Origin of the sequence: Klebsiella sp. WP3-W18-ESBL-02 (assembly GCF_014168815.1) — a bacterium.
GTDB classification, from domain to species: Bacteria; Pseudomonadota; Gammaproteobacteria; order Enterobacterales; family Enterobacteriaceae; genus Kluyvera; species Kluyvera ascorbata_B.
Window position 1 is genome coordinate 4,157,625 of sequence record NZ_AP021972.1, and the last position, 25,216, is coordinate 4,182,840.

The 25,216-nt window shown below is 56.1% G+C and carries 19 protein-coding genes; 8 read left to right on the top strand and 11 right to left on the bottom strand.

Annotated features, from left to right (window positions below; all coding sequences use genetic code 11):
• Positions 1-51 precede the first annotated feature (51 nt).
• The 5 genes from clcA to tkt form a co-directional block, all read right to left on the bottom strand.
• Positions 52-1,470 (bottom strand): H(+)/Cl(-) exchange transporter ClcA, encoded by a 1,419-nt coding sequence (gene clcA / locus H7R56_RS20150; protein ID WP_106925542.1) that lies wholly within the window; start codon positions 1,468-1,470, stop codon positions 52-54.
• Between the two features lie 278 nt (positions 1,471-1,748).
• On the bottom strand, positions 1,749-3,116 hold the full coding sequence (locus H7R56_RS20155) for a PTS ascorbate transporter subunit IIC (RefSeq protein ID WP_106925540.1): 1,368 nt from the start codon (positions 3,114-3,116) through the stop codon (positions 1,749-1,751).
• A 40-nt stretch (positions 3,117-3,156) separates the two neighbouring features.
• Positions 3,157-3,429, bottom strand: coding sequence for a PTS sugar transporter subunit IIB (locus tag H7R56_RS20160; protein ID WP_106925538.1), 273 nt, complete (start codon positions 3,427-3,429; stop codon positions 3,157-3,159).
• Positions 3,430-3,462: 33 nt separating this feature from the next.
• Positions 3,463-3,927, bottom strand: coding sequence for a PTS sugar transporter subunit IIA (locus tag H7R56_RS20165; protein WP_106925536.1), 465 nt, complete (start codon positions 3,925-3,927; stop codon positions 3,463-3,465).
• A 38-nt stretch (positions 3,928-3,965) separates the two neighbouring features.
• Positions 3,966-5,957 (bottom strand): transketolase, encoded by a 1,992-nt coding sequence (tkt, locus tag H7R56_RS20170; protein WP_106925534.1) that lies wholly within the window; start codon positions 5,955-5,957, stop codon positions 3,966-3,968.
• Between the two features lie 462 nt (positions 5,958-6,419).
• On the opposite strand from tkt, the gene H7R56_RS20175 reads away from it, so the two are divergent.
• Together H7R56_RS20175 and hemL are read left to right on the top strand one after the other, a co-directional pair.
• Positions 6,420-7,154, top strand: a complete 735-nt coding sequence (locus H7R56_RS20175) for a GntR family transcriptional regulator (RefSeq protein WP_106925532.1) — start codon at positions 6,420-6,422, stop codon at positions 7,152-7,154.
• Positions 7,155-7,322: 168 nt separating this feature from the next.
• Positions 7,323-8,603, top strand: a complete 1,281-nt coding sequence (gene hemL / locus H7R56_RS20180; RefSeq protein WP_106925529.1) for a glutamate-1-semialdehyde 2,1-aminomutase — start codon at positions 7,323-7,325, stop codon at positions 8,601-8,603.
• Between the two features lie 95 nt (positions 8,604-8,698).
• On the opposite strand, the gene fhuB is transcribed toward hemL, so the two are convergent.
• The 6 genes from fhuB to hrpB form a co-directional block, all read right to left on the bottom strand.
• Positions 8,699-10,681, bottom strand: coding sequence for a Fe(3+)-hydroxamate ABC transporter permease FhuB (fhuB, locus tag H7R56_RS20185; RefSeq protein WP_106925527.1), 1,983 nt, complete (start codon positions 10,679-10,681; stop codon positions 8,699-8,701).
• Entirely contained in the window at positions 10,678-11,568 is an 891-nt protein-coding gene (gene fhuD, locus H7R56_RS20190; RefSeq protein ID WP_106925525.1) for a Fe(3+)-hydroxamate ABC transporter substrate-binding protein FhuD, read from the bottom strand. The genes fhuB and fhuD overlap by 4 nt, the downstream gene beginning before the upstream one ends.
• The gene (gene fhuC / locus H7R56_RS20195) at positions 11,568-12,365 is read right to left on the bottom strand and encodes a Fe3+-hydroxamate ABC transporter ATP-binding protein FhuC (RefSeq protein WP_106925523.1); all 798 of its coding nucleotides are present in this window, start codon (positions 12,363-12,365) and stop codon (positions 11,568-11,570) included. Before fhuC ends, fhuD begins: the two co-directional genes overlap by 1 nt.
• A gap of 48 nt (positions 12,366-12,413) precedes the next feature.
• The gene (gene fhuA, locus H7R56_RS20200) at positions 12,414-14,618 is read right to left on the bottom strand and encodes a ferrichrome porin FhuA (RefSeq protein WP_182928383.1); all 2,205 of its coding nucleotides are present in this window, start codon (positions 14,616-14,618) and stop codon (positions 12,414-12,416) included.
• Between the two features lie 241 nt (positions 14,619-14,859).
• Positions 14,860-17,391, bottom strand: a complete 2,532-nt coding sequence (gene mrcB / locus H7R56_RS20205) for a bifunctional glycosyl transferase/transpeptidase (protein WP_106925521.1) — start codon at positions 17,389-17,391, stop codon at positions 14,860-14,862.
• A 168-nt stretch (positions 17,392-17,559) separates the two neighbouring features.
• On the bottom strand, positions 17,560-19,992 hold the full coding sequence (hrpB, locus tag H7R56_RS20210; protein WP_106925519.1) for an ATP-dependent helicase HrpB: 2,433 nt from the start codon (positions 19,990-19,992) through the stop codon (positions 17,560-17,562).
• Between the two features lie 73 nt (positions 19,993-20,065).
• Between hrpB and thpR the strand changes: the two genes are divergently transcribed.
• From thpR to folK, 6 genes are all read left to right on the top strand, one after another.
• The gene (gene thpR / locus H7R56_RS20215) at positions 20,066-20,596 is read left to right on the top strand and encodes an RNA 2',3'-cyclic phosphodiesterase (protein ID WP_106925517.1); all 531 of its coding nucleotides are present in this window, start codon (positions 20,066-20,068) and stop codon (positions 20,594-20,596) included.
• A 13-nt stretch (positions 20,597-20,609) separates the two neighbouring features.
• Positions 20,610-21,335, top strand: coding sequence for a DNA/RNA nuclease SfsA (gene sfsA, locus H7R56_RS20220; protein ID WP_106925515.1), 726 nt, complete (start codon positions 20,610-20,612; stop codon positions 21,333-21,335).
• A gap of 156 nt (positions 21,336-21,491) precedes the next feature.
• Complete coding sequence (gene dksA, locus H7R56_RS20225) at positions 21,492-21,947, top strand: RNA polymerase-binding protein DksA (protein WP_001155227.1); 456 nt, start codon at positions 21,492-21,494, stop codon at positions 21,945-21,947.
• Positions 21,948-22,015: 68 nt separating this feature from the next.
• Positions 22,016-22,912: a tRNA glutamyl-Q(34) synthetase GluQRS gene (gene gluQRS / locus H7R56_RS20230; protein ID WP_106925513.1), complete on the top strand. Its 897-nt coding sequence runs from the start codon at positions 22,016-22,018 to the stop codon at positions 22,910-22,912.
• 55 nt (positions 22,913-22,967) lie between these two features.
• Entirely contained in the window at positions 22,968-24,365 is a 1,398-nt protein-coding gene (pcnB, locus tag H7R56_RS20235) for a polynucleotide adenylyltransferase PcnB (protein ID WP_106925643.1), read from the top strand.
• Positions 24,362-24,841 (top strand): 2-amino-4-hydroxy-6-hydroxymethyldihydropteridine diphosphokinase, encoded by a 480-nt coding sequence (gene folK, locus H7R56_RS20240; RefSeq protein WP_106925511.1) that lies wholly within the window; start codon positions 24,362-24,364, stop codon positions 24,839-24,841. The genes pcnB and folK overlap by 4 nt, the downstream gene beginning before the upstream one ends.
• Positions 24,842-25,216: the final 375 nt, after the last annotated feature.

Genomic DNA, 25,216 nt, shown 5'->3' on the forward strand with positions numbered 1-25,216 from the left:
CAATTATTAACCCGACTCTTTGGGTCATTATCTAATACCCTGGTAAATCGTTCAAGTATTCTCCGGGGCCGCCTGCCGAGCTTTCGCCTCTTGCTCTGCTTCTTGTTTTGCCAGCGTACGCGCCAGAATGGTCGCATACAGCGGCTGCCCGCCGAGGAACTGGGCTAATAGCGTGGCACCGAGTCCGGTAATAATCATTGGCAAAATGAGCTGATAGTTATCGGTCATCTCCAGCACCAGCACAATACCGGTTAACGGCGCGCGTACCGAGGCCGCCAGAAGCGCCCCCATGCCGGCAATCGCAAAAGTGCCCGCATCCAGATGATAGGCCGGGAACAGACTCGCTGCCGCCGTACCGAACGCCGTGCCCAATAGCGTGCCCAGCGCCAGCATGGGCGCAAAAATCCCGCCCGGAGCGCCGGAGGAGAAACACAGCAATGTGGTCACCACGCGGGCGATAAACAGGAACAGCAGCGCGCCGATGGTATAGTTGCCCGCCGCGGCAATCGGGATCAGGTTAAATCCGCCCCCCGCCGCCGCCGGTTGCATCAGCCCCAGCACGCCGCAGCCGCCGCCGATCAGACCGCCAATCAGCACCCACTTTTTAATATTCCCACCGTGAATGCGGAAGAACATGTCCTGAGTTTTCAGCACCAGGGTATTAAACAGTGGCCCGAAGCAGCCAAAGACGATCCCCAGCACCATATACAGCCACAGGGTGTTAACCGGCGCATTGGTCAGCTTGCCCACCTCAATCACCGGCGTTTCACCGTTGAAGATGCGGAATACGATGCTCGACATAATCACGCCGGTAAACACGGCTTTAATCGAGATCAGGCTGTAGCGAAACTGCGGGCGCATCTCTTCAATAATGAACAAAATGCCCGCCAGCGGCGCGTTAAACGCCGCCGAGAGCCCCGCCGCTGCGCCGGTTGCCAATAATGTATGGCGCGCTTCTTCACCGCGCTGGCGGAAGATATCCCCCACCATGCGCCCCAGATTGCCGCCAATCTGCACCGTTGGCCCTTCACGCCCCAGCACCATGCCAGCGCCGAGCGTGCCCATGCCGCCGACAAATTTTACCGGCAGCACGCGCCACCAGCGCACCGGGCGCAATTCTTCCAGCGCGCCCTCTATTTCCGGAATACCGGAACCACCGGCTTCCTGGGCAAAGCGACGTACCAGCCAATAGCCCAGCATCGCCAGCAGTGCCGAAAGAATAAACGCCAGCGGCCAGACGATAAACCAGCGATCGGCCACCTGTGCCAGCGTGCCAATGCGCACGTTCTGCACCCAACTGACCGCATGTTCGAACGCCACGCCAACCAACCCAACAAGCGTGCCGACTACGGCGGACATCAGCAGCACCATCAGCGGTGTTTTATCGCGGTTCAGTAATTTACGCACCACATCGCGGCGACGTTTATGCACTATCCGCTGTGCCTCTAAAGGGGGTATTTCTGCTTTCATACCATCATCACTAATTGGTAATACAAATAGGAAGGGAGAGCATTTTAACCAGACCTGTGCGCTACGTCGCGAAAAAATTGCGCTACGAATGCTTTGTTGCAACAGGGTAAAAACTTAGTTCATCACAGGTTAGTACGAATAGAGAGAAAGTGGCGCAGAAGATCGTTTGAACGGACCTGGCCGGTGACGTCCCTGGTGTCGGGATCTCTGCGTCTGGTAAGAAGGGGGTATCGTCAACATGCCTCCCGGCGGAGGCATGTTTTATGTTGTGTAGTACCTTACTCTTCTACAGGCTCAGGCTTCTTTTTCACGAGGAAATTGTAAGCCACCAGCAGAGCGAAAATACCGGTAATTGTCATGGTGATGGTGCCTGGCGTCATAAAGCGCGCCATGTTGCCAAGAATAATCCCCACCACGCCGAAGTCGGTATCGGAGAAGGTTGTGTTGGTTAAACCCAGCGCCCCCAGCACTGGAATCAGCGCAACCGGTAAGAAGGTAATCAGAATACCGTGGGCGAAAGCACCGAGAATCGCGCCGCGTTTACCGCCGGTCGCATTACCGAATACCCCAGCCGTTGCCCCACAGAAGAAGTGAGGGACGACGCCCGGCAGAATCAGTACCCACTTGAGCTGCCCAAGGATGAACAGCCCCACCAGACCACCGACAAAACTTGAGATAAAGCCGACTAACACCGCGTTCGGCGCATACGGGAAGACGATTGGACAGTCCAGCGCCGGACGTGCGTTAGGCACCAGACGCTCGGAGAAACCGGTAAATGCCGGAACGATCTCCGCCAGAATTAAACGCACACCCTGCAGGATAATAAATACCCCAGCTGCAAAGGTGATTGCCTGAATAAAGGAGTACACCAGGTAGTTCTGACCGTGGCTAAAGTTGCTTTCGACGTACTCTTTACCCGCAGAAATCGACAGGACCAGATAAATGATCATCATCGTCAGAGAGATAGAGATCGTGCTATCGCGCAAAAAGCTCAGGTTCTTAGGCATGTTCATCTCTTCGGTAGATTTAGAACCTTTACCGACGACAGAACCGATCCACCCAGAAAGCACGTAGCCAACCGTACCGGTATGCGCCAGAGCAACCTGGTCATTACCAATAATTTTACGCATATAAGGTTGAGCAATGGCCGGGAAGAAGCCCATTAACATGCCGAGTGCCAGCGAACCCGTATAAATAAGCTGAACGCCTTCGAAGCCGGCTACCGACAGAATAATGGCCACCATACAGGCCATGTAGAAGGTCACATGCCCGGACAGATAGATATATTTTAAACGGGTGAATCTGGCGACCACAATGTTCGCGACCATACCGAACGCCATAATAAGCGTGGTTGGCGCGCCATATTTTTCCAGCGCAATAGAGACCATCGCCTCATTGTTCGGAATAATACCCTGCACATCAAAGGCCTGCTTGAAGATATCACCTAACGGCGATAGCGAGCCGACCAGAACTAAAGCGCCTCCGGATAATACCAGGAATCCCAGTATCGTTTTGACGGTCCCTTTAATGACATCAGGGAAGGATTTTTTTTGTGCAACCAAGCCGAACAGCGCCACCAGCCCGACAAGGATTGATGGCACCTTCAGGATATCAACAATAAGCTGTAAAACGTTTTGAACAAACATATTAACCTCTGTCGCAGGGTATTTTTCTTGCCCGACTTAATTATTGCTGATCAAAATAGTCTTTTATTTTTTGTTCAATTTCGTTCAGGTCGATAATGTTATTAATCACAATAACTTTATCTGCCGGTAAGTTAGCGCTGAAGGCAATATCTTTCGCCATAACGAAAACATCGGCCACGTCAGGCGTTACGGAACCTAAATCAGAGTGTTCAACGTCCGCAGTGATATTGATTTTTTTGAGAACCTTTTTGATGTTCATTTCCATCATAAAACTGCTACCCAGACCTGAACCACATACCGCCATAATTTTCATAGTAGACCTCATATTTTTACGATTGGGGTGTCATTAACAAGAAGACGACGTTTCACCGAGTAAAATCGCCTGCAATTCTTCTGTAGTTTGCGTATTAAAAATCTGCTGCATCACCTCATCATCTGACAGCACTTCGGCGAGCTGCGAAATCATTTCAATGTGGCTATTGCTGTCCGGAGCGGAGAACATGAAAATCGCGTCCACCGGATCGTTCTCTTCTGAATTGAACTCAACCGCCTGCCCCAGTTTGACGATGGAGAGCCCCAGCGCCATCGCGCCCTGCTCTGGCCGCGTATGCGGCATTGCGATGCGCGGAGCAATCACGAAGTAGGGGCCGATCTCTTCTTTTTGTTTGATAATCGAATCGATATAGACCGGTGAAATCGCCCCTTCATCCAGCAGCGGGCGACCCGCAATCTGGATCGCCTCTTTCCAGTCACTTACCGATTGAACATACTGAACTTTGTTTTTATTCAGCCAGTTGGATAATGTTGGCATGGATATTACCTATCGTTCTTGATGATAAAAATGGGTGACTAGAGCATGCGACGGGCAGTTTCAGTCACATTCTCTTTCGTAAAGCCAAAGTATTTAAACAGGACGCTCGCTGGCGCAGATTCACCAAAGGAGTCCATGCCGATAACCTTCCCATCCAGCCCGGTGTAGCGCTGCCAGAACCCTTCAATGCTGGCCTCTATCGCCAGACGGTTACGCACGTGCTTCGGCAATACGGACTCTCTGTAGGCTTCATCTTGCTTATCAAAGCGTTCAGTACACGGCATAGAAACCACGCGAATCTGGTGGCCTTCCTGCTGCAACGTACGGGCGGCGGCAACCGCCAAGGCGACCTCTGAACCTGCAGATATCAGGATCAGCTCAGGTTCGCCATCGCACTCGACCAGCACATAGCCGCCACGAGCAATATTGTTAAGTTGTTCAGCGCTGCGAGCCTGCTGTTCAAGCGGTTGGCGAGTCAGCACTAAGGCCGATGGGCCGTCCTGACGTTCAATCGCCTGCTGCCAGGAGACCGCCACTTCCACCTGATCGCACCCGCGCCAGGTTTCCATATTCGGCGTCAGGCGCAGCGAAGCCAACTGCTCAACCGGCTGGTGCGTCGGACCATCTTCACCCAAGCCAATGGTGTCGTGGGTATAAACAAAGATGGAACGAATCTTCATCAGCGCCGCCATACGCAGCGCATTGCGGGCATATTCCATAAACATCAGGAAAGTACCGCCGTAAGGGATAAACCCACCGTGCAGCGCCAGGCCATTCATGATGGCTGACATGCCAAATTCACGAACGCCATAAGAGAGATAATTCCCCGCTCCATGCTCGGCGGTAAAATCGATAGACTTCTGATGCCTGGTCAGGTTAGACGGCGAAAGATCCGCAGACCCGCCCATCAACTCAGGCATCATACCGGCGAAAAAATTTAAGCAGTTCTGACTCACCTGTCGCGTTGCCAGCGACGCCGGATTAGCCTGTAGCTCGTCGATGTACAACTGCATTTTTTCGGCCCACTGCGTAGGCAGTTCGCCCTTCATACGGCGCAAAAACTCGGCCGCCAGCTCAGGCCATTGCAGTGCATAATCAGCAAACAGCGCGTCCCATGCTTGCTCATCCTGAGCCCCTTTTTCGGTCGCATCCCAGGCAGCATACACATCGTCAGGAATTTCAAACGGCGGATACGGCCACTCGAGGCGCTCACGCACCAGGGCGACTTCATCGGCCCCCAGCGCTGAACCATGGCATTCATGACTGTCTGCTTTATTCGGCGAGCCGAAACCAATGATGGTTTTACAGCACAGCAGGCTCGGTTTATCGCTGACCTGTTTGGCTTCACGAACGGCAGCGTCAATCGCCTGCGGGTCGTGACCATCAATACCTTCAATCACGTGCCAGCCATAGGCGCGGAAGCGGGCTGCGGTATCTTCAGCGAACCAGCCTTCAACGTGCCCGTCGATAGAGATGCCATTATCGTCCCAGACGGCAATCAGATTACCCAACCCTAACGTTCCGGCCAGGCTACATACTTCATGGGAGATCCCCTCCATTAGGCAGCCATCACCCATGAACAGCCAGGTGTAGTGATCGACGATCTCAAACCCAGGCTTATTGAATTCGGCAGCCAGCGCTTTTTCGGCAATGGCCATTCCGACGGCGTTTGCTACCCCTTGCCCCAACGGGCCGGTGGTGGTTTCAATGCCAGGCGTGTAGCCATACTCCGGGTGTCCAGGCGTACGAGAGTGAAGCTGACGGAATTCACGGATGTCATTCATGCTCAGGTCATAGCCTGTGAGGTGCAGCAGAGAATAAATCAGCATGGAGCCATGACCATTCGACTGCACATAGCGATCGCGGTTAAACCACTGCGGGTTTTTTGGGTTATGGCGAAGGTGATGACGCCATACGACCTCGGCAATATCAGCCATACCCATCGGTGCACCCGGATGGCCGGAGTTGGCTTTCTGAATCGCATCAACGCTCAGAATTCGAATGGCATTCGCTAATTTTCTGTTGCTCATACGTCTCTCTTTTTACCTGGATTTTACGTTCAACAATAACGCTTTTGGGGTTTTCCCCACGCCAGCATGAATAGACATGTCGAAAGAAACCTTAGATTTTATCGTTGTATCACTCCGCCATAAGGTTCAACGCGGTTTGAAATCTCCTTCGGCAATCAGAAACAAAATAAACATTAAAATACAATGTATTAATTTAAAAAAATTCATTATTACTGCATCTTTACGCTTTTCAACATAAGTCTATACATGTTTTACTTGTCTAGTCATCTTGATGATGCACATAGACGTGTCCAGATACAATATGCAAAAATGCATTTTATTGAGATGTGGCGTTTGTTCACTCAAATTCGTTAACTTGCTCACAATATGACGTTAACTGTCTGGTCGACCGAAAACAAAGTCAGGCATACATGTAAACAGGATCCAGCGGCGTTATCGCCCACATTGGTTAGGAAAAAGTCGATGGTTGATGGCATTACAGAGAAGCAAAAAGAGGTAGTCGATTACATTCTCAGAAAGATAAAGACCGATGGCCTTTTGCCAGGGGATAAACTGGACACAGAGATTGCTATTGCTAAAAATATCGGCATCACGCGCGCCACGGTGCGCGAGGCCACGCGCCTGTTGATCGAGCAGCAGCGGATTTATCGCGTGAAAGGCTCCGGTTTATTCGTTGGCGCCATTGGTAAAAGCAACCATTCCGGCAGATTCCACGCCCTGTCGCCTTTTGATTTTCAGGCGCAGAAGAGCGGCCATAAAGGCGTCAGAAAAGTCATTAAATTCAGCATAATGAAAGTGCCTTCACCGGAAATCGCCCAGTCATTACGGATAAAAAATAGCGATCAGATCTATAAAATTTTACGCCTGATGTGTTTTGACGATATTCCCGTCGCCCTTGAGCATATCCATCTGCCGGTTAATATGTTTACCAGCATGGAATTAAGCCAGCTCGAAATATCAAAATATAGTTATATCGAAAGCATCACAGGTAAAAAGGTCCAGCGCCGCGATCAAAATTTAACGGCTATCAACCTGGTTGACGAAGACATCCTTAATTTATTGAATCTCAAAGAGAATGACTCCGTTCTGGAGCTTGATGAGACCGTTTACCTGGATGACGGCACCCCTTGCGAAGTCAATATTGCCATCATCAACACGCGTATTTTTCCACTGAGACAAAACTCAACCCGCTCATAAGGCGGGTCATTTTCAGCTCTACCTCACCCTCATCACGGCTGATAAAAAAACAGCCTATATCATTTCTCTTGCTCAACATTCACGCCACAATGGGCAAAAATTTCATAACCTCTACGGAATAATTTAGAATAGCCAACAAAACATTTTTCACGAACCAGGGTCCTGGCCATGAGCAAATCTGAACATCTCTATAGCGCAGCGCGTGAACTTATCCCCGGCGGCGTCAACTCACCGGTCCGCGCCTTCACCGGCGTCGGCGGTACACCGCTGTTTATCGAACGTGCGGACGGCGCCTATCTGTATGACGTCGACGGCAAAGCCTATATCGATTACGTCGGTTCCTGGGGGCCGATGGTGCTGGGTCATAATCACCCGGCTATCCGTAATGCGGTTATTGAAGCCGCCTCGCGCGGGCTGAGCTTCGGCGCGCCGACCGAAATGGAAGTGACCATGGCGAAGCTGGTGACTGAACTGGTGCCCACCATGGACATGGTACGTATGGTGAACTCCGGTACCGAAGCCACCATGAGCGCCATTCGTCTGGCGCGCGGTTTTACCGGCCGTGACAAAATCATCAAATTCGAAGGCTGCTACCACGGTCACGCCGATTGCCTGCTGGTGAAAGCGGGCTCCGGCGCGCTGACCCTCGGCCAGCCAAACTCACCTGGCGTACCGGCTGATTTCGCCAAACACACGCTGACCTGCACCTACAACGACCTCGCTTCCGTGCGCGCCGCGTTCGAGCAGTTCCCGCAGGAAATTGCCTGCATCATCGTTGAACCGGTTGCCGGCAACATGAACTGCATTCCACCGCAGCCGGAATTCCTGCCGGGCCTGCGCGCGCTGTGCGATGAATTTGGCGCACTGCTGATTATTGACGAAGTGATGACCGGTTTCCGCGTAGCGCTGGCTGGCGCGCAGTCCTACTACGACGTCGTGCCGGACCTGACCTGCCTGGGCAAAATCATCGGCGGCGGGATGCCGGTCGGGGCGTTTGGTGGCCGTCGCGACGTAATGGACGCCCTGGCGCCAACCGGCCCGGTGTATCAAGCGGGTACGCTTTCCGGTAACCCAATCGCGATGGCGGCAGGCTTTGCCTGTCTGACCGAAGTGGCGCAGCCGGGCGTACACGAGACGCTGACCGAGCTGACCAACCAACTGGCACAGGGCCTGCTGGATGCCGCACAGGATACTGGTATTCCGCTGGTGGTGAATAACGTCGGCGGCATGTTCGGCATTTTCTTCACCGATGCCAAAGAAGTGACCTGCTATCAGGACGTACTGAAATGCGACGTTGAGCGCTTTAAGCGTTTCTTCCATCTGATGCTGGACGAAGGCGTGTATCTGGCGCCGTCGGCGTTTGAGGCAGGCTTTATGTCCATCGCCCACAGCGAAGAAGATATTGATAACACCATTGACGCGGCGCGTCGGGTGTTTGCGAAGCTGTAATTTAGCGACACATGCCGGGTGGCGGCTTCGCCTTACCCGGCCTACGTGAATCGCACAATCTGTAGGCCGGATAAGCGCATGCGTCATCCGGCTTTTTAACGGCTCTGCTTTCTCAACAGATAGATAAAGTACGGCGCACCGATAAAGGTCGACAGCAGCCCCGCTGGCACCTGATACGGGAACATCAGCATGCGTCCACACCAGTCGGCAAACACCAGCATCAGCCCCCCGATTAGCGCGGAAATCACAATATGCGGCATCGTTCGACGGAAGCCCATCATGCGCGCAATATGCGGTGCCATCAGCCCGACAAAGCTTAGCGGCCCGATGGTCAGCGTAGCCGCCGCCGTCAGGCACGCCGCCAGTAGTAGCAGACCAATACGTGCCGGAGAGAGCGCCATCCCGATAGACCGCGCCGTCTCACCGCCCAGCGGCAGAATGGTTAACCAGCGACGGCACAGCGGCACCAGCAGCAGTAAAATCACCATCGCGATAGCCGACTGCACCACCTGCTCACCGGTCGCGTTATAGGTTGAACCGGAGATCCACGTCAGGATCTGCGCCATACGTGGGTCACCGCTCGCTTGCAGCATCATCAGCAGCATGGTGAATGCGGTACTGAGCGCCATCCCCGCCAGCAGCATGCGGTGCGGCGAAAATCCACCGCGCCCGGCGGCAATCAGGATAATCAGCAGCGTCACCGCCGCCCCCAGACTCCCCGCGGGTAGCAGCCAACCAAACGCGTTGCCCGGCACCACAAACAGCATCAAGACCACGCCAAACGCCGCACCGGAGCTTATCCCCAGCACTTCCGGGCTCGCCATCGGGTTACCCGTTAAACGCTGAATAATACAGCCCGCCACCGCCAGCATCACGCCCGCAATCAGCGCCGACGCAATACGCGGCCAGCGCCACTGCGCCAGTTCGTCAAGCAGCGTACCGCTCGCCCAGTGCCAACTGTGCGCATCGCGCCCCAGCGACAGGGCAACGAACATCGCCGCCAGCAGAATCACCAGACCGCCCAGCGCAAACCACTGCACGTTCTGACGTTCATTTGCCACGCTATCGCTGGCGTTCATCGACGGCGCGCTCATGCTACGCAGTCGCGGTAACAGCCAAAGCAACAGCGGTGCGCCAATCAGCGCGGTCACAGAGCCGGTAGAGACCTCCATCCACACGCGGGTGAGCCAGAGAATAAGCTGGTCGGAAAGCCACAGAATCAGCGCACCAATCAGCGGTGCCAGCATCAGTCGGGAAAGCAAACGACGTGCGCCGAGCATCTTCGCCAGCAGCGGCGCAAACAGGCCGATAAAGCCAATAATCCCCACCGCATTGACGAGGAACGCACTGATAACGATAGCCAGCGTCAGCGCGCCCAGACGAGCCAGCGACAGCGCCAGCCCCAGGTTGCGCGCCACGCCGTCATCAAGGCCCATCAACGTTAACGGGCGCAGCAACAGCAGCGTCAGCATCACGCCGCCCAGCAGCTGCGGCCACAGACGCTGTACCACGCTCCAGTCGGTCTGCGTCAGCGTCCCGGTGCTCCACAGGAACATGCTTTGCAGCTGGTCGTGGTGGAAAATCACCATCAGTTGGTTGATTGCGCCGCAGTACAGGCTCACCACCAGCCCGGCCAGAATCAGCGTCACCGGCGAGAGACGTTTACCCCACGCCACGCCAAACACCAGCGCCCCCACAATACAGGCGCCCGCCAGGGCGGCAAACTGCGAAGTCAGCACGCCCGGTATCGCCCACAGCGTGGTTATCGTCATCCCCAGTTGGGCACCGGTTGCCACGCCAAGCGTCGTTGGCTCAGCCAACGGATTACGCAGCACCTGCTGGAACAGAACGCCCACCAGCCCCAGACCCGCCCCCACCAACAGAGAGATGGCCAGACGAGGCAATAGGCTGTAGTGGAACAGCATCTGGTCAATGGCGTTGATATCCGGCTGACGCATTGCCTGGAACCAAAGCGCGTTGGGCAGCGCCAGGTTGAAGTTAAACCAGGTCAGCGCCAGCGCGAGGATAAATAGCGCCAGCAGCAACATGGAGGCAAAAGGAGAGCGGGTCGTTTTCACGCTTGGCCCCCTAATGCATTGTCGAGGATGCGAGCGAAGTTCATCGCCGACAGCGTCGCACCATAGAACCACACCGCCGGGACATTCTGCACGCGGTTGGCGCGCACAAATGGCATCGCCTGCCATAACGGCGTGGCGGCCAGGCGGCGCATATCGGCCTCATTGCCGTGATCAAAGCAGAGAACGTCCACGTCTTTGTAGGCCGCCAGCCTGTCGATACCGACTACCGTGCTGCCCCAGAAATTAGTTTCGCCCTGCCAGGCGTTTTTGACACCCAGACGGTCAAGAATCTCCTGGAACAGGCAGTTCGGGCCAAACACCAGCATATGGCGAGAATCGAGCAGCGACATCATCAGCAGAGGGCGTTCGCCGCGCTGTGCAAAACGTGGCTTCAGGCTATCGATATAGGCATCAAACGCCGCCAGATGACGATGGGCCACCTCCTGCTTGTTGAGCAGCTCTGCCATTTCCAGCAGCGAGCGGCGCGCTTGCTCCAGCGGCTGTTTGCCGTCGCTGAAGGCAAAGCTTCGGCCCGGTGCAATTCGCGCGAGGATCTTCGGTGAAGGGCCATAACCTGCGGACCAGACCAGCATAGAGGGCTTCATCTGGGTCAGCAGTTCAAGATTAGGTTCGGTACGCAGCCCGACGTCAATCACCGAGTCCGGCAGCACCGGTTCGTTGACCCACATGCGGTAGTTGGGGATATCCGCCACGCCGTAGGGCGTTACGCCCAGCGCCAGCATCAGCTCGACGGGCAGCCACTCCAGCGCCACGATACGTTCGGCATTCACCGGCGCAGCCTGCGCTTTTTGCATCTGCCAGAGCAGCGGCGAGAGCGCCATCGCCGCCAGAAAACGGCGGCGGTTTATCACATTCGAATCAGCCATCAATAGACAAAACTTACCGGTGCAGCACCGGCTGGATGCGGCAGAATGCCCATTGGAATGCCGTAAATCTGCTCCAGCGTGTCGCTGCGCATCAGTTCATCCGGCGTGCCCTGAGCAATCATTTCACCGCCGCGAAGCGCCACCAGATAATCACAGTAGCGCGCCGCCATATTAATATCGTGCAGGACAGCAACAACCGTCAAACCGCGCTGCTGGCTCAGGCGATGCACCAGCGCCAGGACATCAACCTGATGGGCAATATCCAGCGCCGAAGTCGGTTCGTCGAGCAACAGACAGCGACTGTCCTGCGCCACCAGCATGGCTATCCACGCACGCTGACGTTCGCCGCCGGAGAGGCTGTCCACCAGGCGATGCGCCAGCGGTTTTAGGCCAACCAGCGAAATCGCTTCTTCCACTTTCTCTCTGTCAGCCACGCCAAAACGTCCCAGCGCGCCGTGCCACGGATAGCGACCAATCGCCACCAGTTCACGTACGGTCATCCCTTCGGCGGGCGGCAGCTGCTGAGGCAGATAGGCCACCTTGCGGGCAAACGCTTTGCTGTTCCAGCTTGCCAGCGGCTGACCGTCGAGCAGGATCTCCCCTTCCGACGGCGGCTGGTGACGGCCGAGCATTTTCAGCAGGGTCGATTTGCCGGAACCGTTATGGCCGATAAGGCCGGTGACTTTGCCCGCAGGGAAGGTTAACGAGAGAGGATGAAGCAGCCTACGGCCGGGAACGCGAAAAACGACCTGTTCGAGAGAAAAGGTCGTATCAGAATGAATTGTGTTGTCCTGCATAACCGTCAACATGTTAAAGGGCGCGGAAAGCCCGCGCCCTGGAGGTGGTTAGAAACGGAACGTTGCGGTTGCAACAACCTGACGTTCTGCGCCCCAGTAGCATGCATATTCGCTATAGCAGCTGGAAACGTAGTCACGATCGAACAGGTTATTCACGTTAACCGCGACGGACGATCCCGGTAAGCCGAAGCGGCCAAGGTCGTATTTCACCATCGCATCAGCCACCGCGTAACCGGCTACGCTAAACGCTTCGTTTTTCTTCGCCGCGTCGTTTTTGTAGTAGCTCACGGTAGAACCGGTGTAACGCACGCCTGCGCCGAAGGTCAGACCGCTCAGGGCCGTATCGTAGAAGGTGTAGTCGGTCCACAGAGACGCCTGATTACGCGGTACTTCCGCCGGGCGCTTGCCCTTGAAGATTGTGTCTTCAGTGTATTCCGCATCATTGTAGCTGTAGGCAGCCGTTACGTTGATGTTCTCGTTAACCGCCGCTTTCGCTTCCAGCTCGATACCGCGGGAGCGAATTTCACCCGTCTGCACGCTGTACAGGCCGGTAGAATCGTTCGGATCGGAGGTCAGGTTTTTGTTCTTCGTCAGCTGGTACACCGCGGCGGCCAGAACCACCGGCATATCTTTCGGTACGTATTTCACGCCCGCTTCATACTGCTTACCGCGCGACGGATCGAACGGTTTACCTTCTTTGGTGGAGCCAGAGGTCGGTTCGAAAGATTCGCTGTAGCTGAAGTACGGAGAGATACCGTTATCGAACAGGTAGTTAATGCCGCCACGCCAGGTGAACTGCTGGTCGTGATTCTGCGCCAGAGAATTGGAAGAACGCGTCAGCGTTGAGGTGGTCGCATAGTCATAGCGGCCGCCCAGCGTCAGCACCCATTTATCCCATTCCATCTGATCCTGCGCATACAGGCCGGTCTGCTCCATACGGTTAAGCACCGCATAGGGGAAGTTAACCGCGACGTTCGCATTACCATACTGCGGATTGTTCATATCCAGCGAGCTGGCGGAACCATACTGCGCGTCAACGTCATTACGCATACGCGAGTAGTCAACGCCGGTCAGCAGCACATGATCAACCTCGCCGGTGGCAAAGTTGGACTGCAGCTGAGTATCGACGGTGAAGGCATTCATATCTTCATCAGAACGTACGTACTGACGGTTGATTTTGCCCGGCGCGCTGTAGCCATAACCGTAGACAGAACGGTACAGCGTTTTGACCTGGTCATAGCGCAGGTTCTGGCGCACGGTGAAGGTATCGTTGAATTCGTGAGAGAAGTTGTAGCCCACCATCTGCTGACGGCGCTGCATCTTGTTGTTTTTCTCACCTTCGTTGAAGTCGGTCGGCAGCTTGTGCGCGTTACCGTTGGCATCAATGTACGGCACAACCGTGCCTTCGCGCGGCAGCCAGCCATAGTAGCCCGCGTTCGGGTCACTCTGGAAATTGCTCAGGAAGGTGAAATCGGTTTTGTCATCCGGGCGCCAGCTGAAGGACGGCGCAATCGCGTAGCGATTAGATTTGGCCATATCCTGCTGGGTATTCTGGCTGCGGCCTAAGCCGGTCAGACGATAGGACCACACGCCCGCATCATCGATCGCGTCGCTGAAGTCGAAACCGGTCTGCCAGAGATTATCGGTACCCATTTTGAACTGAATTTCACGCAGCGGCTCGGTGGTCGGACGCTTGCTGACCATGCTGACGATGCCGCCCGGGTTGCTGTTGCCATACAGCACGGAAGTTGGCCCGCGCATCACTTCAACGCGTTCCAGGAAATACGGGTCCATGGAAACTTCAGAGTAGTTATTGCCCTGCAGTTTCATGCCATCCAGATACTGGTTGGTGTTAACGGTGGTCGGCGCGGTAAAGCCGCGAATCGAAACCACGTCATAGGTAGAAGAGCTACCGCGAGTAGAGAAAACGCTCGGCGTGTAGGCCATCGCATCTTTGACGGTCGTCGGCTGGCGCATATCCAGCTCCTGACGGGTAATCACCGACACTGACTGCGGCGTTTTCTCAATTGGCGTATCCGTTTTCGTCGCCGTCGCGGAACGTTTTGCCGCGATGGTCGGTGCCGGGCCCCAGGCGCTTTCTTGCGCAGCCGGTGCGGCGGTAACGGTGATGGTTTCTTCTTTCGGTTGTTCTGCTGCCTGTGCGTATACAGACATGCCGCTAACCGCTGTGGCTACTACGACCGCGAGTTTACGCAGCGAGAGGTTTGGCTGAGCAGTTTTAAGACGCGCCATTGGTATATCTCTGATGAAGTGAATGATAACGTAAACGAGAATTATTATTATAACCAAGACATGATAGGACAGGCAGCGGACCCATAGCAAGTGATATAAGTCCCTACCAGAATTAAGGGGTTAAGAAATAAACAGATGAAATAATGAGGTTAAAAAAAAGAAAAAAACTGGAAATAAAGAAGCCCCGGTTATTAACAGGGGCTTCTTTGGGCCTCAATCGGCGATGACGTGATTTACAGTATTAGTTACCGCCGAACATATCCTTAATCCATCCCGCCACGCCGTCGCTGTCTTTCTTCTCCTGCTGCTGAGCAGGCTGTTGCTGCTGCTGCGGCTGAGAAGTCGAAGAGTCAAACGGGTTCGCCGACTGCTGCTGCTCAATCTGCTGCTGGCTCTGCTGGCAGAGCGCATCGGGATCGGTCGTCCACACCGGCAGCATACGCGTACCGCCACCGCCGCAGATAAAGTTACCGCCGTCGTCAACGCCCATATTGACCACGTCTTCCGGCGGCGTCAGCTCCAGCGCGATCGGCGACTGGCTGGCCAGATAGCGTTGATAGATAGACATCGCGCCGCTGGCACCGTACAGCTTGGTCGGCTGGTTGTTGTCGCGCCCTACCCAGGTAATCACCACTTCACGGCCATCGATACCGGCAAACCAGGTATCAACGTTGTTGTTAGTGGTACCGGTTTTCCCTGCCAGATGCAGGTTCGGGTATTTTGCCCCCAGTTGACGACCGGTGCCGCGCTGCACAACCTGCTGCATGGTCCACAGCGTCAGGTACGCGGCCTGCGCCGGTACGGCACGTTCGGCCTGCGGGAAGCTCTGATACAGCACGGTGCCATCTTCCGCAATCACGGAACGCAGCGCCGACAGCGGCGCGCGGTTGCCGCCGCTGGCAATGGTCTGGAACGCCTGCGCCACTTCAATCGGCGTCAGGTTCAGAGCGCCCAGCAGCATCGCCGGCACGGCGTTCAGCTGATCTTTCGGCGCGCCCAGCTTCAGCCACGTGTCGGTGACCGCCGGCAGGCCCAGCGCCATACCGAGGTTAACGGTAGGCACGTTCATTGAGCGGGTCAGCGCATCTACCAGCATCACCTGACCGCTGTAGCGGCGATCATCGTTCTGCGGCGACCACACCTGGCCGTTCGGCTGGCGCAGCGCGATCGGCGCATCGGCAATCCAGGTATTCAGACGATACTGATTCGGCTGGCTCAGCGCGGTCAGGTAGGTCGCCGGTTTCGCCAGAGAGCCGATCGAACGACGCGCCTGCATCGCACGGTTATAGCCGGCAAACTGCGGCTCAGCCCCGCCAACCATCGCGCGCACTTCACCGCTGAAGCGGTCAACGACGACCATCGCCGTTTCCAGATCGCTGAGCTTACGCTGTTTCTTCAGCACCGGGATGCCTTCCGTTGCCGCTTTTTCGGCCGCATCCTGGGCTACGGAGTCAAAGGTGGTGAAGATCTTCACGCCAGAGAGATCTTTTACCTTATCGCCCAGCTTAGCCTGCAGTTCCTGACGCACCATCTGCATAAAGGCCGGCTGCGGTGAAATCACCCCGCCGCGCGGCTGCACGCCCAGCGGACGGGCGCTCAGCATATCGTACAGCTCCTGGTCAATCACGTTCTGCTGCTGCAGCAGACGCAGGACCAGGTTTCGACGCTCCAGCGCCACTTTCGGGTTACGCCATGGGTTGTAAATCGACGCCCCTTTCACCATGCCGACCAGCAGCGCCTGCTGATCGAGACTCAGCTCTTCCACCGGTCGGCCGAAGTAGTAAAGGCTCGCCAGCGGAAAACCGCGTATTTCATTGTCGCCGCTCTGACCGAGGTACACCTCATTCATATACAGCTCAAGAATACGGTCCTTGCTGTAACGCGCGTCCATAATCAGCGCCATGTAGGCTTCGTTCGCCTTACGCCAATAGGAACGTTCGCTGGACAGGAACAGGTTTTTCACCAACTGCTGAGTCAGCGTACTGGCCCCCTGTACCGTACGCCCGGCGGTCAGGTTCGCCAGCACCGCGCGCCCCATAGAATAGAAGCTGATACCGTCGTGCTCGTAGAAGTGGCGGTCCTCAGTAGCAATCAGCGTATCGATCAACAGATCCGGGAAGCCACTACGCGGGACAAACAGACGCTGCTCGCCGTTCGGCGAGGACATCATGGTAATCAGCCGCGGATCGAGACGGAAATAACCAAACTGGCGGTTATTATCCATGTTTTCGATGCTGTCCAGACGCGCGCCGTCAAAGGTCAGACGCGCACGCACCTGCCCTTCTTTGCTGTCCGGGAAGTCGAACGGACGGCGGATCATCTCGATGCTGTTCGCCTGTACGGTGAACTCACCGGGGCGCGTCATCGCCGACACCTGACGATACTGGGTCGCCGTCAGCAGCTGAATCATCTCATTCTTGCTGATGGCCATATCCGGCTCGAGGCTAACCATGCGACCATACACCGCCGCTGGCAGCTGCCAGACTTTACCGTCAATACGGCTACGGATTTTTTGATCCAGATAGACGCCGTAAATGGCAATCAGTACCGCGAAGACGATACCGAGCTTAACCAGGAACCAGAACCAGCGGTGTTTACCGCGCGGTTTTTTCCCCTTGCCGCCTTTACGCGAGCGCGGCTTTTCTTCATCGTAGCCATCATCATAATCGTCGTCATACTCATCATCTCTGAGCTGTCGACGGTCTACCTTTTGCTTTGCCGGACGCGCTGGCTTGCCTTTACGTCCAATCGGCTCGCGGTCATTCCCCGCCATGCTTTCTCTCCGCAACATTCAGGCATAAAGGCCTGATTTTCTGTTCTTCCGTCACAAGACAGAAGAAGATATCTCTCAATTTTCAACCGCAGTTTTGCCGGATGGCGGCGTTGCCTTATCCGGCCTACGAAAGCATGTGCCTCGGTAGGCCTGATAAGCGTAGCGCCATCAGGCGGAATACTTCTTCGTCCGCCGCGTTGGAGCGGTATTCGCCGGGTCATCCGGCCAGACGTGCTTCGGATAACGCCCTTTCATCTCTTTTTGCACCTCGCGGTATGCCCCCTGCCAGAACGCGCTTAAATCGCGCGTGATTTGCAGCGGCCGCTGCGCCGGTGACAGCAGCTCAAGCACCAGCGCCACGCGGCCTTCCGCGATAGTGGGCGTACGGGCTTCACCAAACATCTCCTGCATCCGCACGGCCAGCGCCGGTGGGTTATCTTCGTCGTAGCGAATCGCAATACGACTTCCCGTCGGCACAGTGTAATGAGTTGGCAGCTGACTATCCAGACGTTGTCGTAATGACCAGGGCAACCAATCGAGCAGCGCCTGGCGCAGATCGAGCGATTTCAGGCTGCGTAGCGAATGCACGCCGCTCATATGCGGCAGCAGCCAGCTTTCCAGCGCGGCCAGCAACGAGGCATCATCCACCGCAGGCCAGTCATCCTCCGGCAGCCAGCGCGCCGCGCACCGTAACCGCAAGCGTAGCTGTTCCGCTTCGTTCGTCCAGTTCAGCACGCTTAACCCCTTCTCACGAATACCGGTGAGCATCGCCTGGTGTAATTCGTTTTCGGACGGCTTCGCCAGTGGCCGCACGCTGAGCGTCAACTGGCCTATCTGGCTGCGGCGCAGCGCTTTTAGCGTCCCCTGCGCATCATCCCATTCAATGGTGTCAGATTGGTGTAACAACACCGGACAGCGGCTGACCAGCCCGTAAATCTCCACCGCGCAGGCTTGCAAAATACGCGCGTCCGGCGAGGCATTCCCCTGTAGCAGCAGCGGCGCAATCAGCCACTCGTGACGGCCTAACGCGTCGTCGGCGTTGAGCATCGCCCCCATACCGTTTGCCAGCTGGTAGCGCCCCTCCAGCCCGCGTCGACGCGCGATACGATCGGGAAAGCCCTGCGCCAGCAGCGGCGCAACGGCATCAACGTCGGCCTGCCCGGCGCGGCGGTTCAGGCGCTTGCACAGCTGCTGGCTGCGCTGCTGCCAGTTCCCCTGCGGGCGGGAAAACGCCAGTAGCAGGTCGCTGCTGGCACCGCGCGGCGGTTCTTCGAGAATCGCCGCCAGCCGGGCTGCCGTCGCCACCTCATCGTCACTCTCTGCGGCCACCAGCATGGCCGCCAGTCGCGGATCGTTGCCGAGCGCCGCCATCTTCTGCCCTTTTGCCGTCAGGCGTTCACCGTCCAGCGCCTGCAGCTGCGTTAGCAGACGGCGCGCCGCCGCCAGGTTTGCCGCCGGTGGCATATCCAGCCAGCGAAGCTGCGACGGATCGGCGCAGCCCCACTGCAACACATCCAGCAACAGTGCGGAAAGATCGCTTTGCAAGATTTCCGCGTCGCTCTGCGCGCTGGCGCGTTCAGCCTGTTCTTTCGCCAGCAGATGCACGCAGACCCCGGGCGCCAAACGCCCCGCGCGGCCTGCACGCTGGGTCATTGACGCCTGGCTGACGCGCTGAGTCACCAGTCGCGTTAGCCCCGTACGCGCATCAAAGCGCGCCACGCGTTCCTGAGCGCTGTCCACCACCAGACGAATGCCTTCTATCGTCAAGCTGGTTTCGGCGATATTGGTCGCCAGCACCACTTTTCGTTTTCCCGGTGGGGCGGGCAAAATCGCCTGCCGCTGCGCGTTTAGCGGCAGCACACCGTATAAAGGACACAGCAGTACATCATCAGCCACCCGCTCAGTCAGGTGCTCCTGCACCCGTTGAATTTCACCGACGCCGGGCAAAAACAGCAGCAGCGAACCGCTCTCGTTGCGCAGCAGCTCGGCAGTCGCTATCGCCACGGCCTCGTCAAAACGCAGCTGTGCGGGCAGCGACTGGTAACGGCGCTCGACCGGGTAGGCCCGGCCTTCAGACACAATCGTCGGTGCCTCCGCCAGCAGGCGTTGAAGCCGCTCGTTGTCCAGCGTTGCCGACATAATCAGCAGTTTGAGATCGTCACGCAGCCCCTGCTGAACGTCGAGCAGCAGCGCCAGCGCCAAATCCGCCTGCAGACTGCGCTCGTGGAATTCATCAAGGATCACCAGCCCCACGCCGGACAGTTCGGGATCGTGCTGGATCATGCGCGTCAGGATCCCTTCGGTCACCACTTCGAGCCGGGTATTCGGCCCGACGCAGGTTTCCGCACGCATCCGATAGCCGACCGTTTCGCCTGGTTTTTCATTCAACAGTTCAGCCAGCCGCTGCGCAACGTTGCGCGCCGCCAGGCGACGCGGCTCCAGCAGCAGAATGCGCCCGTCGATACCGCCATCGCGCAAAATTTGCAGCGGCAGCCAGGTCGATTTACCCGCGCCCGTTGGCGCATTTAACAGCACCTGCGGGGCATGGCGTAAGGCATGAAGGAGTTCAGGAAGGACGCTGGCGACCGGCAACAAGGACACGAATAGCTCCAGAGGGTTAACATTAAACGGCGTACATTGTAGCATCGCCACAATTCATAACCGAGTACCCACCATGTCTGAGTCAAAAAGGCTGTTTTTCGCCATTGCTATCCCGCCGAAGATCCAGAAACAGCTGGTGCAATGGCGCGCCGAGCGTTTCCCCGCCGATGCGGGCGTGCCGGTCGTCGCCGCCAATATGCATATGACGCTGGCGTTTCTCGGCGAGGTCAGCGCGGAAAAACAGCGGGCGCTGGCGGCCATGGCCGGACGCATTCGTCAGCCGGGTTTTACGCTGCATCTGGACGATGCCGGGCAGTGGCTGCGCTCGCGAGTGGTGTGGCTCGGTACGCGTCAGCCGCCGCGCGGGCTGCTGCAGCTGGCGAATATGCTGCGCGCCCAGGCCGCACGCAGCGGCTGCTATCAGAGCCCGCAGCCGTTCCACCCGCACCTGACGCTGCTGCGCCACGCCGCGCAGGCGGTCCCCATTCCGCCCCCCGGCTTTCACTGGGAGATTCCGGTCACCGAGTTTGTGCTCTACGAATCACGCGTCGTCGGTCACCGCACCCGCTACACGCCTTTGCAGCGCTGGACGCTCAGCGAATAATTAAGGAAACCTGATGCAGTTTATCCCCCCGCTTAAGTCCGCCACGCTGATCAAACGCTATAAACGTTTTCTCGCTGACGTCGTTACCCCAGCAGGCGAAACCTTTACGCTTCATTGCGCCAATACCGGCGCAATGACCGGCTGCGCGACGCCCGGCGATACCGTTTGGTATTCCACGTCAGAAAATACTAAGCGCAAATATCCCCACAGCTGGGAATTAACCCAGACACAAAAAGGGGATTTTATTTGTGTAAATACGTTACGGGCAAATAGCTTAGCAAAAGACGCTATTTTATCCGGACGTATTCCTGAACTTACCGGTTACAACACGCTGAAAAGCGAAGTGAAATATGGTGAGGAAGGCAGTCGAATAGACATCATGTTACAGGCAGATGATCGTCCTACCTGCTATATTGAAGTGAAGTCAGTCACACTTGCAGAAAATGAATTCGGCTATTTTCCTGACGCCGTCACCGTGCGCGGACAAAAGCATCTACGCGAGCTGATGAGCGTTGTGGCGGGCGGTGAACGCGCCGTTTTGCTGTTTGCAATATTGCACTCAGCCATTGAATATTTCTCTCCAGCGCACCATATTGATGCTAAATACGCAGAGTTGTTACAAGAAGCACAGAAACAGGGGGTGGAAGTTTTAGCTTATAAGGCGGAACTTTCTGCCGATAATATGACTCTGATATCGCCGTTACCCGTCTCGTTATCGCGGGGTGAAGAAGTTGAGTAGAAAGTGTTCGGGCTGCGGCGCAAATACGCTTTTCCTCACAGCATTGTCAAGTGTTACGTTTAGATAATTGCCATCCGGAAAAGCATCTGCTATTTATAGCGGCCTGATTTTTCCCCCGAACACGGGGATCGATAGTGCGTGTTAAGGAGAAGCAACATGCAAGAAGGGCAAAACCGTAAAACATCGTCCCTGAGTATTCTCGCCATCGCTGGGGTGGAGCCATACCAAGAGAAGCCAGGCGAAGAGTATATGAACGAAGCCCAGCTGGCGCACTTCAGGCGTATTCTTGAAGCATGGCGTAATCAACTTAGGGATGAAGTCGATCGCACCGTTACACACATGCAGGACGAAGCTGCAAACTTCCCGGATCCGGTTGACCGTGCCGCGCAGGAAGAAGAGTTCAGCCTCGAGCTGCGTAACCGCGACCGTGAACGCAAGCTGATCAAAAAGATCGAGAAGACGTTGAAGAAAGTGGAAGACGAAGATTTCGGCTACTGCGAATCTTGCGGTGTGGAAATTGGCATTCGTCGTCTGGAAGCGCGTCCAACGGCAGACCTGTGCATTGACTGCAAAACGCTGGCAGAAATCCGCGAAAAGCAGATGGCAGGCTAACAGAAAGCTCACACTCTATTTTCAAGGCGGGAGTCATTTCCCGCCTTGTTGTTTTTATTGCTATCAACATGTCATCACAATCTTACATCGGGCGATTTGCCCCCTCTCCTTCCGGTGAGCTGCATTTCGGCTCGTTAATTGCCGCGTTAGGCAGCTACCTCCAGGCTCGCGCTCAGCAGGGCATCTGGCGAGTGCGCATCGAAGATATCGATCCCCCTCGTGAAGTTCCCGGTGCTGCAACCACCATTTTGCATCAACTGGAACATTACGGCCTGCACTGGGACGGCGACGTGCTGTGGCAATCGCAGCGCCACGACGCCTACCGAGAAGCGCTGGCGTGGCTGAAAAACCAGAACCTGTGCTACTACTGCACCTGCACGCGCGCGCGAATTCAGCAGATTGGCGGCACCTATGACGGCTACTGCCGTGACCGACACAACGGCCCGCAAAACGCTGCGCTGCGCCTGCGTCAGTCCCATCCGGTGATGGCATTTACCGATTTACTGCGCGGTCGCCTGACCGCCGATGAACGTCTGGCGCGGGAAGATTTTATTATTCATCGCCGTGATGGGTTATTTGCCTATAATCTCGCGGTGGTGGTGGATGACCATTTCCAGGGCGTCACCGAGATTGTGCGCGGCGCAGACCTTATCGCACCGACCGTCAGGCAGATTTCCCTGTACCAGCAGTTTGGCTGGCCCGTACCGGACTACATTCACCTGCCGCTGGCATTGAATGAAGAAGGTGCTAAACTTTCGAAGCAAAATCATGCACCTGCTTTACCTACCGGCGACCCGCGCCCGATACTCATTGCGGCGCTGCGTTTTTTAGGCCAGCCGGTAACTGACCAGTGGCAGGATTTTAGCACGGCCGATTTATTGCAAAATGCGGTCGCTCAGTGGTCGCTAACGTCAGTACCTGAGACGGCGAAGATCAATCCGCCATTCTCAAACGCGTCATGCTGAGCTATGATTAGCCGCTATTTTTTTGTCCTGGATTCTGATATTACCGAGGTGCACCATTTTTACCCGAGTCGCTAATTTTTGCCGCAAGGTGCTAAGCCGTGAGGAGAGCGAGGCTGAAAACGCCATCGTGAAACCTGCTATGACTGTCATTCCGCGCGAGCAGCACGCTATTTCCCGCAAAGATATCAGCGAGAACGCCCTCAAGGTTCTTTATCGTCTGAATAAAGCAGGCTACGAGGCTTACCTCGTCGGCGGCGGCGTCCGCGACCTGCTGTTAGGCAAAAAACCCAAAGATTTTGACGTCACCACCAGCGCCACGCCCGAGCAGGTACGTAAACTGTTCCGCAACTGCCGCCTGGTTGGCCGTCGCTTCCGCCTGGCCCACGTCATGTTCGGCCCGGAAATCATCGAAGTCGCGACTTTCCGCGGGCATCATGAAGATGGTCAGTCCGATCGCGCCACCTCGCAGCGCGGTCAAAACGGTATGCTGCTGCGCGACAATATCTTCGGTTCCATCGAAGAAGACGCCCAGCGCCGCGACTTTACCATCAACAGCCTTTATTACAGCGTTGCCGACTTTACCGTACGCGATTACGTTGGCGGCATGCAGGATCTCAGCGACGGCGTGATTCGCCTGATCGGCGATCCGGAAACCCGCTACCGCGAAGACCCGGTGCGTATGCTGCGCGCCGTACGCTTTGCCGCGAAGCTGAGTATGCGCATCAGCCCGGAAACCGCCGAGCCGATTCCGCGGCTGGCCACCCTGATGAACGACGTGCCGCCGGCGCGCCTGTTTGAAGAAGCGCTGAAGCTGTTACAGGCGGGCTATGGTTACGACACCTACAAGCTGCTGTGCGAATACAACCTGTTCCAGCCGCTGTTCCCGACCATCACCCGCTACTTCACCGAAGATGGCGATAGCCCGATGGAGCGCATCATCGCGCAGGTGCTGAAGAACACCGATAACCGTATTCACAACGATATGCGCGTTAACCCGGCGTTCTTGTTCGCCGCGATGTTCTGGTATCCGCTGCTCGAAATGGCACAGAAAATTGCCCAGGAGAGCGGGCTGGCCTACTACGACGCCTTTGCGCTGGCCATGAATGAAGTGCTGGACGAAGCCTGCCGTTCGCTGGCCATACCGAAACGTATTACCACCCTGGTGCGGGATATCTGGCAGCTGCAGCTGCGCATGTCGCGCCGTCAGGGCAAGCGCGCGTGGAAGCTCATGGAGCACCCGAAATTCCGCGCGGCCTACGATCTGCTGGCGCTGCGTGCCGAAGCTGAACACAACGGCGAATTACAGCGTCTGTCCCAGTGGTGGAGCGAGTTTCAGGTGGTTGCGCCGCCGGCACAGAAAGAGATGCTCAACGATCTGGGCGATGAGCCTGACGCTCGCCGTCGCCATCGCCGCCCGCGTAAACGCGCGCCGCGTCGTGAAGGCTCTTCATGACCCTCGCTTATATTGCGCTCGGCAGTAATTTAGCCTCTCCGCTGGAGCAGGTTAATGCTGCCGTGCAAGCGATCGGCAACATCCCCGACAGCCGTATCGTGGCGGTCTCCTCGTATTACCGCACACCGCCATTAGGCCCGCAGGATCAGCCTGATTATCTGAACGCCACCGTAGCGCTGGAAACCACTCTCGCCGCCGAAGCACTGCTGGATCATACTCAACGTATTGAGCTGCAGCAGGGGCGCGTGCGCAAAGCCGAGCGTTGGGGGCCGCGCACGCTGGATCTCGATATTATGCTGTTCGGTGATGAGGTCATCCGTACCGAGCGCCTGACCGTCCCCCATTACGACATGAAAAACCGGGGTTTTATGCTGTGGCCGCTGTTTGAAATTGCCCCTGAGCTGCATTTCCCCGACGACGGACGCTCGCTGGCAGAATGCCTGCGCCAGCTCCCGCCCTGTCCCGACAGCTGGTAGACCGCATACCGATTATTCTCTCTGCAATGATTCAAACATACAGGTAAGCGCGCGCTGCGTTCCTGGCATGCCAGCCAGGCACAGGCTAATAACAGGCAATCACAAAAAAGACATTTAATGTGATATTAAATAATACTATTAATGTTTAATTTACATAATGAACACTGCTCGCCATCTTTTCGCGTAATATTTTATAAATTCATTATTCAATAATTCTAAACGCATTGTATTTATCAATATAAAAAATACATCATAGAAAAACCTTTCAATAAGCTCACTTTTCTCGAATGTTTTTTCATATCACTTTCTTATTTTATTCAGCAAAACATTTATATGCGACGTAAATTATCGTCTCAAATCATCAGATTACCACGT

What these genes read in the sequence shown, in the direction of transcription:
- clcA (WP_106925542.1), bottom strand. Translation starts at nt 1,470, where the DNA reads ATGAAAGCAGAAATACCCCCTTTAGAGGCACAGCGGATAGTGCATAAA.
- H7R56_RS20155 (WP_106925540.1), bottom strand. Translation starts at nt 3,116, where the DNA reads ATGTTTGTTCAAAACGTTTTACAGCTTATTGTTGATATCCTGAAGGTG.
- H7R56_RS20160 (WP_106925538.1), bottom strand. Translation starts at nt 3,429, where the DNA reads ATGAAAATTATGGCGGTATGTGGTTCAGGTCTGGGTAGCAGTTTTATG.
- H7R56_RS20165 (WP_106925536.1), bottom strand. Translation starts at nt 3,927, where the DNA reads ATGCCAACATTATCCAACTGGCTGAATAAAAACAAAGTTCAGTATGTT.
- tkt (WP_106925534.1), bottom strand. Translation starts at nt 5,957, where the DNA reads ATGAGCAACAGAAAATTAGCGAATGCCATTCGAATTCTGAGCGTTGAT.
- H7R56_RS20175 (WP_106925532.1), top strand. Translation starts at nt 6,420, where the DNA reads ATGGTTGATGGCATTACAGAGAAGCAAAAAGAGGTAGTCGATTACATT.
- hemL (WP_106925529.1), top strand. Translation starts at nt 7,323, where the DNA reads ATGAGCAAATCTGAACATCTCTATAGCGCAGCGCGTGAACTTATCCCC.
- fhuD (WP_106925525.1), bottom strand. Translation starts at nt 11,568, where the DNA reads ATGGCTGATTCGAATGTGATAAACCGCCGCCGTTTTCTGGCGGCGATG.
- fhuC (WP_106925523.1), bottom strand. Translation starts at nt 12,365, where the DNA reads ATGCAGGACAACACAATTCATTCTGATACGACCTTTTCTCTCGAACAG.
- fhuA (WP_182928383.1), bottom strand. Translation starts at nt 14,618, where the DNA reads ATGGCGCGTCTTAAAACTGCTCAGCCAAACCTCTCGCTGCGTAAACTC.
- mrcB (WP_106925521.1), bottom strand. Translation starts at nt 17,391, where the DNA reads ATGGCGGGGAATGACCGCGAGCCGATTGGACGTAAAGGCAAGCCAGCG.
- thpR (WP_106925517.1), top strand. Translation starts at nt 20,066, where the DNA reads ATGTCTGAGTCAAAAAGGCTGTTTTTCGCCATTGCTATCCCGCCGAAG.
- sfsA (WP_106925515.1), top strand. Translation starts at nt 20,610, where the DNA reads ATGCAGTTTATCCCCCCGCTTAAGTCCGCCACGCTGATCAAACGCTAT.
- dksA (WP_001155227.1), top strand. Translation starts at nt 21,492, where the DNA reads ATGCAAGAAGGGCAAAACCGTAAAACATCGTCCCTGAGTATTCTCGCC.
- gluQRS (WP_106925513.1), top strand. Translation starts at nt 22,016, where the DNA reads ATGTCATCACAATCTTACATCGGGCGATTTGCCCCCTCTCCTTCCGGT.
- folK (WP_106925511.1), top strand. Translation starts at nt 24,362, where the DNA reads ATGACCCTCGCTTATATTGCGCTCGGCAGTAATTTAGCCTCTCCGCTG.